The following is a 12,711-nucleotide window of genomic DNA, read 5'->3' as shown; positions in this document are numbered from 1 at the left end:
ATGAAAAAGCGTGCGTTATGGAAAGATATTTTTCGTGAAATCAGGCACACTAAGGCCCGATTTATTTCGATTTTTGCAATCATTATGCTGGGCGTTAGTTTCTTTTCTGGCATCAAGTCAGCCGGTCCAGATATGCTGGATACAGCCGGAACCTTTTATCAAGAGACGAGACTAATGGATCTGAAGGTGCAGACCAACTATGGTCTGACCGAAGATAATATCGACCTGCTGAGCGATGTACCGGGGATCGATGAAGTTCAGCCGGGTTACAGCGCAGATGTGTTCATTGGCGATAATGCTTTGATACTCAAAGTCCATTCTTACCATTCAGATAAACCTCTTAACCAGTACAGTATGATTGAAGGACGTCTTCCGGAGGATTCCGGAGAAATCGTATTGGATGACAAGCTGGCTGGAAAGTATGCGCTGGGCGACAAAATAACGTTCAGCGGAGCTGGAACGGATGCAGAGTTGTCGAACAACTTTGAGACATTGAATTATACTGTTGTGGGCTTTGTGCGAAGTCCTCAATTTATAGAGAAGAGCACCCGGGGCACCAGCGGAATTGGTAAAGGGACGGCGGATGCGTTCGCAGCGATCCTGGAGTCAGATTTCAAGCTCCCGGTTTATACGGAAGCCTATCTATCCTTCAAGGATACAACCGGAGTGAAGGCTTACTCACCAGAGTATGAGGGATTGATCGAACAGCATACCAAGTCGGTAGAGCAGGCGATGTCCAGTGTGCCGGAAGCCCGGCTTGCGGAGATGCACGCGGAAGGCGAGAAAGAGCTGTCCAGTGGACGAGGCAAGGTGGCCGCCGCCGAGAAGCAGCTCGCCGATTTAAAGCGCCAGCCAGAAGTGGTGCAGCAGGAACAAGCTGCAAACATGAAAGCCATTGCTGATGGACTGGTCTCTGCTAAGGCGGAACTGGCTGCAGGGGAGCAAAAGCTTGCAGAACTGGGGCTCCCGAAGGTCTATGTCACTGACCGAAGTGTCAATCCGGGATATGCCGAATATAAAGACAACGCTGATCGATTGTCGGCAATTGCGAGTGCGTTCCCGGTATTCTTTTTCCTGATTGCTGCGCTGGTCAGCTTGACGACTATGACTCGAATGGTCGAGGAGCATCGTTTGCAGATCGGGACACTTAAAGCGCTTGGGTATGGCAACCGTGACATTATGGCCAAATTCTTGGTTTATGGTACGCTTGCCAGCTTGACGGCTTCGGTTGCGGGACTTGCGCTTGGTTTTACCATGTTTCCAACCATTATCTATAATGCGTACAGTTCGCTTTATAATCTGCCGGATCTTATCAAAAGCTTCTATCCGTCGTATTCCATCATTTCCATTATAGTGGCGCTAATCTGCACTACATTGACGGCTTGGATTGCCGCACGTGTAGAGCTGCGTAGCAATGCTTCTGTGTTAATGCGTCCGAAGGCGCCAAAGAGCGGGCAGCGGATTTTACTGGAGAGAGTTACGTTTGTATGGAAACGGCTGAGCTTTGTTCAAAAGGTTACCGCACGGAATTTATTCCGCTACAAGCAGCGGATGTTCATGACTGTGTTCGGCGTGGCCGGCTGTACGGCGCTGATTCTGACCGGGTTTGGTCTTAAAGACTCGATCGGCAGCATTGCCCCCCAGCAGTTCGGCACGATTATGAAATATGATGCACTTGTCGCGCTGCATGAAGATGCGTCTGCTGATGCGCGGGATGCCTACAAGCAATTGATCACTGGCGAGTCCACTATAACTGGATCACTAAGTGTAGCACAGGAAACGATGAAAGCGCACAGCAGTGGTGTAAATGATCAGGATGTACATATGTTCATCCCTGCATCTGTTGATGCGATATCCGATTATGTGGAGCTGCGGGATCGAGTGAGTGGAGAAAAACGCACGCTTTCGGACGAGGGCGCTATAATCTCGGAGAAGCTGGCTAAATTATACGGGCTTGAGCCCGGCGACCAGTTGAATGTGGTGGACAAGGATAACGAGACATTCAAGGTTAAGGTCATAGGGGTTACAGAGAACTATGTAATGCACTATGTGTATATGACACCTGCGTATTATTCTTCCGTATTTGGATATGAACCGATGTTCAATACAGAGCTGCTGAACTATACCACACACGATAAAGCGTGGGAGGACAAGTTCGGCGAGAAGCTAACGGACAATGAGGGAGTGGCTGCGGTCAGCTTTTCCAGCAATGTAGGTACTGCCTTTGATGACACCATGAAGAGTATGGATGTAGTAACCTTAGTACTCATTGTGTCAGCGGCCGCTTTGGCTTTTGTCGTCCTCTACAATTTGACCAATATTAATGTCTCTGAGCGGATCAGGGAACTATCAACCATCAAGGTATTGGGATTTTATGATAAGGAAGTAACGTTGTATATTTACCGCGAGAATATGCTGCTAAGCCTACTTGGCATTGTAGTCGGATCGGGTCTTGGCATTATATTGCACAGCTTCGTCTTGAATACAGCTGAGCTGGATGCGACGATGTTCGCTCCGATTATTAAGTGGCCAAGCTATGTGTATGCTGCACTCTTAACACTGCTGTTTTCAGGCATAGTCATGGCTTTCATGCACATTAAGCTCAAACGGATTCATATGATTGAAGCGTTGAAATCGGTAGAATAAGCGGAGCTTCCACACCAAAAACAAAAATTGATCCTACTTAAACACAAAGGACCGCTTCGAACAGCCATTGTTATGGCTACTCGAAGCGGTCTCTTTTGCTTTGAGAGGCGACGTTTAACGTGAGTCGACCAGTAACTTCATATGCAAGATAGGAAACGGATTCCCCTGTTCATCCAGTGCAGAACGCTCAAAAACTTGAAAGCCCAGATGCTCATAGAAACCTAAGGCCTGCGGATTTTGTTCATTTACATCAACGTAGTGTACATTCAGTGACTCTATAGCATAAGCTACGAGCGATTTACCGATGCCTTTTCCCATTGCAGCAGGTTCTACGAATAGCATTTCAATCTTGTTATCCTGAACCCCTATGAATCCAAGCGATTGGTTATGGTCATCTATAAAAGCAAACAGATGACTTATATGCTCCATCCCTTGTATAACCAGTGGCCGCAACGCATCAATGTCCTGTTCAGACAGGAATAGATGTGTAAGCCGCACAGAGGATTCCCAAATATTCAGTAGACGGTATAAACATTCTTCATTTCTAGTGGTGATTGGTTGTATCGAGTCCATGTCTTCCCTCGCTGTTCATTTAATTCGAAGAAGAGGCTATAACCGCAGCGGATGCGGCCGCAGCAGCCCCGGCAAGAGCAGCCTGCTGCGCGATCACAATATTGGTGATACTTGTGGAGAGCATCGAGGTTACAATACCATTCTGCACATCCTCCACAGATTTGAAGGCTACCAGCGCAGCTGACAGCAGTAGCAATTCCTGCTTTACAATGGACCAGCTGCCAAAGCCTTTTTTGGTACGCAGTAATTCGAAGGTCTCTGAGACTTCCGTAACCATGTCCTTATTGTCGGACGGAAGCAAAGATAGGACACCCAGCGAGGAAAGGGTATATTCCTTATCTAACCGGATGCCATGTGCACGGAACGCATCTCGTAATGCCAGTACACGATCCGCTGCTTCTGGAGCTTCTTTTCCAAGAACGAGTACCTGTGTCAGAGCTTGCACACTATTACCCGACATAAATTCGGGCTTTAGTGTAGTGTAAAGCTCCTCCATCCGGTCGATGCCGCTGTCCACATCGATATCGGAAAGGCCGAGCATGGCGGAGAAAATATAATCATCATGTCCGGTAAGGAAACGGTGCTTCGCTTTCATACTATCGTAAAACATCTTTGAGCGTTCTACCGTACGCTGATACTGATCTGTTGTCGTATTAGCAGCAACTTGATAAGCGGCAACGACGAGATAATCAGAGGCTCTAAATTTGACGTCCTTCAATAAGTCATACACGGTCAGCGTGTTTGCAAGCTGTTGTTCCTTGTCAGCAGAAAGAGAGAGCATAGTAGCAATACTGATTGCCGAGTTCCCCCTAAACGAAGAAAATATTCCGGTGTTTTCCTTAATAAGCTCGTGGCTCGCGCGAATCGCATCTTCATCTGCACTTTTATTCTCTGCTGTGTACAGTAACCCCGCCAAACGGCTAACCATTGCATTTTGCCAAGGAAAAGCCTTTTTGATCCTCTGCGCGTTCTCTGCGAACAATTCAACCCTTGCTGCATACTGCTCGTTCATTGGATACACCCCTCAGTTATCTATAATTCATAATATTACGAAAATTTTCTGAGTTGGATTCATTTGTTTGGGGTGTTTATTGTTTTTAGATCGTAACCAGCTCTTTAGCATACCGTTTGCCTGACGAAAGAAGGCTGTCGCTCAGTTCAGGGTCATTTACAGTTCGTGCAAGAACTAGAGAGCCAACCATGGTGCTGAACAGTGCGCTACCTTTGGAGGGTTCAATTCCCGCCAGATCGGAGATAAAAGCAATCATCCGCTCCAGTTCCTGCGTGAATACTTGCCGAACTTCTTCGGAAGAATGAGATATTTCGGCAGAAAGGGCAGGGATAATACAGCCCATCTCCGTTTTATCGCGGTGATACGGACTTAAATAATAGTCAATGACCGCATTGATTTTGGGGTTCTGCTCTTCCTGGTCTGCGACCTTCTGCAAAAGTGCGATGGTATCGCTAATGGCATACCGGCAGGCTTCGGCGACGAGTTGTTCTTTGTTGTCAAAATGTGAATAAAATCCGCCGTGAGTCAATCCGGCTCCCTTCATAATGAAGGGAACACTTACATCATGAATGCCATGGGTGCGAAAAGCCTGGGCAGCACTTTCAACAATCGTATTCCGTACTTTTATTTTATGGCCTTTGGGATAGGGCATCGTAATCACTCCATAGCTTCATGATTCTACTTTCAAAATATTATATGCATCATAATAAAGCCTGTCAATTTAACGAATCAGAGCACTGTCTGCTTATGAAAGGATAAACACGGTTGTTGACGGTTTTAAAATATGATGGTAATAATATATTACGGTCATCATATTTTAAAATAGCAGGTACAGGAGGTATCAGGAGATGGGAAATCTTGAATTCGTAGAAACGTTGGTCATTGGATCAGGTCCGGGAGGGTATGTGGCGGCGCTGCGATCTTCACAACTTGGAATGAGTACGGCGATTGTTGAACGCAATCAGCTTGGTGGGGTCTGCACTAATGTGGGGTGTATTCCCTCCAAAGCATTAATTGCTGAATCCCATCGTTACGAGTTGCTTAGGCTGTTCAGCTCTGCAGATGCGGCAGTGTCATTTAAGAATGCTCAGGATTTCAAGCAAGGAATTGTGAATAAGCAGGCAGGTGGAGTTGGCTATTTATTAAAGACTGCAGGTGTGAGCATTTTGGAAGGGGAGGCCAGATTGGTCGATGAGCATACCGCTATTATCAGTCAGTCTGGACAAGAGCAAAGCATTTCCTTTAAAAATGCCATCTTAGCCACAGGATCACGTCCGATTGAGCTGCAAGCCTTTCCGGTTGGCGGACGTGTTTTATCTTCGACAGAAGCTCTGTCGCTCCGTGAAGTTCCAACTAGCCTAGTAGTTATAGGCGGTGGATATATAGGCGTTGAACTGGGGCAAATGTATGCCAAATTTGGAACAACGGTAACGATTCTGGAGGGAGGAGATCAAGTGCTGCCTGGATTTGAGGCGGAGCTTGTGGGCCCTGTTGGAAGGCAGCTGAAAGCTGATGGGATTAAGATGATTACCGGAGCGACAGCTGTGAACGTAGTGCAGAGTGCAGACGCCATCACATTGCATTATTTGAAAAATCAGGAGCAGCTGCATGTGACAGCGGAATATGTGTTAGTCACTGTCGGCAGAAAACCAAATACAGACGGCGATTTAGGGCTGGACCGTATAGGTTTGCCAATGACGAGCAGGGGGTTCCTTGAGACAGATGAACAGTGCAGAACGGCTATTCCGAATATTTTTGCAATTGGGGATATTACGTCGGGTCCTGCCCTTGCTCACAAAGCGGCCTATGAAGCCAAAATTGCGGCAGAAGCCATTGCAGGTCTTTCCTCCGAGGTTGATTATAGAGCCATTCCGCTTGTTGTTTTTTCTGATCCAGAGCTGGCCAGTGTTGGCTTAAGTGAAACAGAAGCAAAGGCAAAAGGCATCCCGTTGGTTATTGGCAAATCTTCTTTTGGGATTAACGGGAGAGCATTGGCCTTGAGGGAAACGGAAGGTTTTGTCAAAATTGTAGCGGACCCGACCTCTGGAATCGTTATGGGTGCCCAAATTGTTGGAGTAGAAGCATCTACACTGGTGTCGGAGCTTGCCCTTGCCATTGAGATGGGAGCCACTGTAGAGGACTTGGCAATGACCATTCACCCTCATCCCACATTGGGAGAAGTAATTATGGAGGCTGCCGAAAATGTGGCTATAAAAATGGTAAGGGGAGAGAGCGGGAAATGAAGATAAAAGCAGGTTTATATATTGGAATTGCGATTGCGTTGATCGTTGGTGGGGCGCTTCTTGTTGTAAAAGGAAAGGATGCTGTCAGTCAGGCTGAGAGCAGGAAACAAGGGATTCTTGATGCAGAGCAAAAGACTATATTTTATCAGAACAGTCCAGGGTCAATTGTAGAGGTCAGTGTGGCTGTAGGTGATTCTATAAAACAGGGAGAGGTATTGTTCAAGGTTAAATCCGCTGAAGAAGGAGAAACAGATGTACTCGCGCCGGAGGACGGATCGGTCAACAGGATTGTTGTCAAGCCGGGAGATCCAATACAGCTAGGAATGCCAATGGCGGTTTTGCAAAAAAACAACTTTTATACAGACCTTTACATACAGGAGAGCGAAATCCAAAAGCTAAAGGTGAATCAAAGTATCGACGTTCATTTTCCGTATTTGGACCATAAAGCCGAGGTGATGGGTGTCGTTACTTCCATCGTAGCCGCCCCTCAATTTGCGAGCTTACGCATGTCACGTGAAAAAGGGCAAGCCGATTTAAGCATGTTTCTTGTCCGTGTAACTATGGATGGGAATGTTGATTTGCTTCCGGGTATGACAGCGGAGGTGAAGCTCGATGAAGTCACTGATTGACGAATGGAAGTACGTGGCGGGCAGTAAGTATTTACGCCTGATTTTTATTGGCCCGCTTATCGCGGCTATATTTTTTGGCTTGATGTTCTCGAAGAATCAAATCAGCGAATCGCATGTTGTAGTCATTGATGAGGATCACAGCTCGTATTCACGACAGCTGACCTCTAAAATAAATGCTTCTCCATATATGAAGGTAACTAATGTATACTCGAGTCGCCTAAATCCAGAAACATTATTGGCAAATGAGCAGGCTGTCGCGGTCATCACCCTTCCTAAAGAGTTAGGGCTGCATCAGCAGCAGGGGATATCAACGAATCTCGGCATCTTAATGGATAACACCATGCCCTCAGGGCTAACTGGCATCCGAACTGCGATTCAGGAAGTCATCCAGACGGAAAATATGACTCTTTCTATGACCCGTCTGATTCAGAAAGGTATGGATGCCGAAACCTCTAAAGGACTTGCTTCTCCGTTGTCCCTGCAGCAACGGATGTTGTTTAATCCGACCACAAGTTATGTGAGCTTTATGGTCATTGGATTTGTGAATATTGTGGTGCTGATGATTACAACAAGCGCCGCGGGTTCAATTGTCCCTCGCTTGCGGCAGGAGGGGAAACTCTTTGCAAACGGGAAGTCTCCTTGGCAGATTTGGGTTCGTAGTGTACCTTACGCTGTTTTATCAACGATCTCGCTGCTCCTGTGTTATGGCTTATTAAAGCAGGTGGGGGGAATGCGCTTTGAAGCAGAGCCTTATCTTTTTATTATTCCGCTGTTTGTGTATGCCTTTGCTCTGTCACTTATGGGCCTGTTGATTGGTTATACTGCCAAAGACGTATCCAAAGTTAATTTAAGAACTAATTTCGTATTGTATCCGTCGTTTCTTGCCACTGGAATCCAGTTGAGCCCATTAGCGTTCCCGGAGTTTTTTCAAATTTCCGCTTGGGCATTGCCAATAAACTGGCTGAATCGCCTCATACGCGGGATGGCTTTTCGGGATGGGGCACTAACAGCTTACAGTCAGGAGCTGGGAGCACTGCTGATCATTATTGGTGTTGTATCTTTATTCATCGGATTGCTGGTGTTCAGGGAGGCCGGAAAAGCAAATCCCAGCCGTGAGCCGCTTGTGAACCTAGATTTTAAAGGAGCCTTTGACCAATAACTGTGATGCATTGATGAAGTAGTAAAGAGGGGCATAGCCCCCTTTTTTTCGTATTTATAGTTTCTGATAGTGAGTTAAGAGTTGCTCTAGCTTATCCTGAATCATTTGTTTCAAGGCTTCAGGCTTCACTGCTCTAACATATTGACCATATCGCATAAAATAATTAGCCAAGAAATCTTCTTCGCCAGGATTATAGAATCCCTTTATGACTGTTTTCAGGCCAGCTTCTATTTCCATAGAGGGATAATGCTCTTTATAAAAAATATCTTTGGCTTGCTCCGCAATCTCAACTTCAAAGTGAATGCTGTTCTCGGATTGATAAAATTCTAAGGAACGACTAAGAAGTTCTTCTATAGAATAGCGGGCTGATCTCTCCTCTTCTTCAATGAAGGTTATTCGGTCACATCTAAACACCCTATATGTATTCGTATTTAACTCTATTCCAGTAGCATACCATTGACCAAACTTCGCGGAAATTCTGAAGAATTGTACAGGGTAGCTTTTTGTCTGGTTATTTTTTGTATATTCAATGTTACAGACACATTCATTTAGAATACTTGCCAGGATTTTATCTAAAAAACGACTGACATGCTTATGCTGATACATTTCGAATTGTAGAACTTTTTTCATTCTATGTATCTGGTTGATTTGTGTACTCGATAGACAGTGCTCGAACTTTTCGTTCAGCTTGTTAACACTTAAATGAAAAGGTGTAGACTGATAAGATTCTAGCGTCAGCATAGCAAAGTACAGTGCATAGACTTCATCTATCGTGAAAATAATAGGGGATAATAATCTATTTTTTAAAATACCATAACGACCGTGTCTGCCATATTCTGAATAAATAGGCATACCTAATTGTTCTAATGAAGTAATATCACGTAGCGCTGTGCTTTTTGAAATATTGTATTTCTCCATAAGGTCACTCAGATTAAAAAACTCTCGCCCGTTTAAGAATCTCATCATGTCATTTAATCGTTCTGATTTCTTCATATAAAAAGCTCCTTATTAAGGTGTCATGTTTTGATACCTTTATATATGATAATAAGTTTAAGATCACATATCAAATATACGAAGGAGATTTATACGATGAGTACAACACTAGAAGTAGCTATTTTCTTATCAATGAAGGGAAGAGCAAAGGAAGCTATAGAATTTTACAAAAAGCATTTTAATGCAGAGGAATTGTTACGTGTTACCTATCAACAACTAGCAGAACGCGACAGCTCCATACAGCTTACGGATGAAAATAAGGATTATATTACTCACTCTATCCTGTTAATCGGAAAAACAAAAATAATGATAGCAGAAGATACAATGAATACGAATGAGAAATATACAGTGGGTAATAACACTTCATTATGTATTCAAAGTGCTGACTTAGAGGAAATTGAAGGTTTTTATAAAAGCTTAATTACGGATGAGCGTGTGAAAATTATTGCTCCTTTATCTAGTAATGTGTTTAGTAAAGCCTACGGTATCATTGAAGATCCCTTTGGTATTCAAATTCAACTCATGTTTGATGAAAGATTACATTAACAACTTTGCTTCTAAAGTAAACCCAGTTCACCGTTCAGCTGATCATAATTCAGGGATTATCCTGATGTTGGTCGGCTTTTTTTGCAGAAAGGGTATTTAGAATAGCTGTCGAAGTGGGTTATGTACATATTTTAAAGATAGGAGAGAGGACAATGAAAGTGATTAGCACATTAGAAATCGTAGATGTACAGACTGGGGAACGTACTGCGCTCCGCTCATATGATTATTTAATCGAGGCACCCAATTGGACGAGTGATGGTAAGCGTCTTATTTATAATAGTCGAGGTTGTCTCTATTCGTTCGACATAGCAACCTGTGAGCTTGTTCAAATTGACTCGGGGTTTGCTACGGAATGTAATAACGATCATGTTCTGTCTTTTGATAACACTAAGATCGCAATTAGTCATCATACAAAAGAAGATGGTAAATCTCGTATATATATTCTTCCCATGGAGGGTGGCGAACCGGCTTTAGTTACACCGAATGCTCCAAGTTATTTACATGGTTGGTCTCCAAACGGTGCTGAGTTAGCTTACTGTGCAGAGCGCAATGGTCAGTATGATATTTATACCATTCCAGTAGACGGGGGAGTAGAGGTACAACTGACAGATTCTCCTGGACTAGATGATGGGCCTGAATATTCACCAGATGGGGGGCATATTTGGTTTAATTCGGTGCGTACAGGGCTGATGCAGGTATGGCGAATGAATGCCGATGGCAGTGAGCAAACACAAGTGACTTTTAATGAGAGTAATAACTGGTTCCCGCATGTATCGCCAGATGGTCAGATGATTGCCTACCTTAGTTACCGAAAAGGAGATGTAGATCCTGGCGATCACCCTGCGAATAAGGATGTTGAGATTCGATTGATGGCAAGCACGGGAGGCGAGTATCACACACTAGTACAATTGTTTGGAGGACAAGGTACGATTAACGTGAATTCGTGGTCTCCGGATAGTAAGCGCTTGGCGTTTGTAAGTTATGAGGTGGAGGAAAAGGAATAAAATACCGATAAAAATTATAGTATTTTATTTATACATAAATGGGGGAAAAGTTGGATGAAGAGGATTTTTAGTGTTTTGCTAATTGTATTACTGGTTATACCAGCGCTCGGCACTACAACCTTTGCAAGCAGTACGGTGAAGGCTAAGGTAACCGAGAGCAGTACATATTTTGACGGAGAACAAAGGGATCTGAACGGATTCAATATCTCGAACAACAATTATTTCCGGCTGCGCGATGTAGCGGAGTATTTCTCGGGAACAGCCAGTCAATTTGATATCACTTGGAATAAAGCGAACAATGCGATAGAGATTATAACCGGGCAAGCCTATACTCCCGAAAAGAAAGCTAGCAGCAACTATTATAGTCGCAATAGAAATTATTCAGCTACGCTGTCGACCTCAAAAGTACTAGTGAATGGGCAGCTGCAGTCGATTACGGCGTACAATATTGACGAGAATAACTATGTTCAGTTGCGGGATTTGGCGGGGAAGATTCCATTCGATATCGAATATGACGTTCAGTCTGATCGCATATCCTTGTTCTCAAAAGTTCCAGATCACGCTTACCGGGTGAAGACGGCGGTGGGGACCGAGAGTAACGCTGTATCTTCTTCTTTTCCCAGATGGAAAAGTACGGTCACTTCCTATCTTGTGAATAATAATGATGGGACTGTAAGTGTCCTTGAGGCGAATAAGGAAGTTACGATTGAATCATATAATGAGAAGTTTGAACTAACTGGAAATAAGAGTATCCCTTTTGAGCTTCCGATATTTGGGGGTTTCTATAGTGGGGAGAAGTATAACTATATTGCTTTTGGACAAGAGAATCGCGAAGAGAATGATAGCAAAGAAGTGATTCGTATTGTCCGTTATGATAAAAGCTTCAATAGAGTAGATAGTGTCTCCATTAAGGGTGGCGAGAGTTATACGGTTAGCCCTTTTGATTCTGGCTCTGGTAGTATGGCCGAGGCTGGTGATACGCTTGTATTCCACACTTCACGCACAAGATACACGACAGAAGATAAACTAAATCATCAATCCCAGCTGACCATTATCGTGAATACCCAAACTATGACTGTGACGAATGATCTGGGAAGATTCCAGAAGAATCATGTCAGCCACTCTTTTGATCAATATGTATTGTTTGATGGTGCTACGCATGTTCTGGTGGATCATGGTGATGCCTATCCCCGTTCGATTGTGCTGAATAAAGGAAATGGAACCAGCTATAACGAGGTAGACCTGTTTAATATCCCCGGCAAAATCGGAGCGAACACCACCGGCGTTTCTATAGGCGGATTTGAGATGTCTTCGGCGAACTATATTGTCGCTATGAATACGATTGATCATTCGCTTGTCAAAGAATATACGTCTTATGAGATGGTGGGACTGGAGAAGGATCAGAGAGATATCGTTCTAAGTGTTCTGCCAAAAGCCAACCTGTCTAGCACAGCAGTGAACCACATCACCTTGGCTAAATATGTAGGTACGAACCAGATCGCTTCCATTCCTAAACTAGTGAAAATAACAGACGATAAGCTGATGGTGCTGTGGCAGGAATTTGATAAGGAACCTGGTGACCTGAAATATGTTCTTATAAATGGAGAGGGTGCAACCACTGGCGGTATCCAAACGATTAAGAACTTTGTACTATCAGAAAGCAGTCCTATTGTTAGCGGCGACAAAATTGTATGGTATACCAACAACAAAGGATCCCGACTGTTTTATTCGATCCCATTAAATTAATTTACCAGCAAAAGGTTATCCCGTTAATGCCTACATGAGGTATTACGGATAACCTTTTTTTTCTACCAAACTCATATGCCGTTTCCCTATCGATATGCTCGTTTACAAAGACGTGCTAACATTTGTCCCCCTGATCATCTAACAAAAAGACACCCGTGTA

Annotated in this window: 11 protein-coding genes; 7 read left to right on the top strand and 4 right to left on the bottom strand. The window is 44.2% G+C overall.

Going from position 1 to position 12,711, the window contains the following annotated elements; translation table 11 throughout:
* On the top strand, nt 1-2,646 hold the full coding sequence (locus tag L1028_RS20215) for an ABC transporter permease (RefSeq protein ID WP_234538714.1): 2,646 nt from the start codon (nt 1-3) through the stop codon (nt 2,644-2,646).
* A 114-nt stretch (nt 2,647-2,760) separates the two neighbouring features.
* Here L1028_RS20215 and L1028_RS20210 read toward each other — a convergent pair whose 3' ends face one another.
* The 3 genes from L1028_RS20210 to L1028_RS20200 form a co-directional block, all read right to left on the bottom strand.
* Entirely contained in the window at nt 2,761-3,219 is a 459-nt protein-coding gene (locus L1028_RS20210; RefSeq protein ID WP_234538712.1) for a GNAT family N-acetyltransferase, read from the bottom strand.
* A 19-nt stretch (nt 3,220-3,238) separates the two neighbouring features.
* On the bottom strand, nt 3,239-4,231 hold the full coding sequence (locus L1028_RS20205; protein WP_234538701.1) for a DUF4003 family protein: 993 nt from the start codon (nt 4,229-4,231) through the stop codon (nt 3,239-3,241).
* Nucleotides 4,232-4,316: 85 nt separating this feature from the next.
* Complete coding sequence (locus L1028_RS20200) at nt 4,317-4,883, bottom strand: TetR/AcrR family transcriptional regulator (RefSeq protein ID WP_234538698.1); 567 nt, start codon at nt 4,881-4,883, stop codon at nt 4,317-4,319.
* Between the two features lie 196 nt (nt 4,884-5,079).
* Between L1028_RS20200 and lpdA the strand changes: the two genes are divergently transcribed.
* The 3 genes from lpdA to L1028_RS20185 are packed head-to-tail and all read left to right on the top strand — an operon-like array spanning nt 5,080 to nt 8,262.
* On the top strand, nt 5,080-6,474 hold the full coding sequence (lpdA, locus tag L1028_RS20195) for a dihydrolipoyl dehydrogenase (protein ID WP_234538696.1): 1,395 nt from the start codon (nt 5,080-5,082) through the stop codon (nt 6,472-6,474).
* On the top strand, nt 6,471-7,103 hold the full coding sequence (locus tag L1028_RS20190) for a biotin/lipoyl-containing protein (RefSeq protein ID WP_234538686.1): 633 nt from the start codon (nt 6,471-6,473) through the stop codon (nt 7,101-7,103). Before lpdA ends, L1028_RS20190 begins: the two co-directional genes overlap by 4 nt.
* Nucleotides 7,087-8,262, top strand: a complete 1,176-nt coding sequence (locus L1028_RS20185; RefSeq protein ID WP_234538684.1) for an ABC transporter permease — start codon at nt 7,087-7,089, stop codon at nt 8,260-8,262. Before L1028_RS20190 ends, L1028_RS20185 begins: the two co-directional genes overlap by 17 nt.
* Before the next feature lie 54 nt (nt 8,263-8,316).
* Here L1028_RS20185 and L1028_RS20180 read toward each other — a convergent pair whose 3' ends face one another.
* Entirely contained in the window at nt 8,317-9,255 is a 939-nt protein-coding gene (locus tag L1028_RS20180; RefSeq protein ID WP_234538682.1) for a helix-turn-helix transcriptional regulator, read from the bottom strand.
* Nucleotides 9,256-9,351: 96 nt separating this feature from the next.
* Here L1028_RS20180 and L1028_RS20175 point away from each other — a divergent pair, with 96 nt between their 5' ends.
* From L1028_RS20175 to L1028_RS20165, 3 genes are all read left to right on the top strand, one after another.
* On the top strand, nt 9,352-9,801 hold the full coding sequence (locus L1028_RS20175; RefSeq protein ID WP_234538680.1) for a VOC family protein: 450 nt from the start codon (nt 9,352-9,354) through the stop codon (nt 9,799-9,801).
* Between the two features lie 152 nt (nt 9,802-9,953).
* Nucleotides 9,954-10,805 (top strand): TolB family protein, encoded by an 852-nt coding sequence (locus tag L1028_RS20170; RefSeq protein WP_234538671.1) that lies wholly within the window; start codon nt 9,954-9,956, stop codon nt 10,803-10,805.
* 54 nt (nt 10,806-10,859) lie between these two features.
* The gene (locus L1028_RS20165) at nt 10,860-12,551 is read left to right on the top strand and encodes a hypothetical protein (RefSeq protein WP_234538669.1); all 1,692 of its coding nucleotides are present in this window, start codon (nt 10,860-10,862) and stop codon (nt 12,549-12,551) included.
* The last annotated feature ends 160 nt before the right edge of the window (nt 12,552-12,711 follow it).

Source organism: Paenibacillus pseudetheri (genome assembly GCF_924513355.1).
Taxonomy (GTDB): domain Bacteria; phylum Bacillota; class Bacilli; order Paenibacillales; family Paenibacillaceae; genus Paenibacillus_AQ; species Paenibacillus_AQ pseudetheri.
This window is presented reverse-complemented; position numbering and strand designations above follow the sequence as displayed.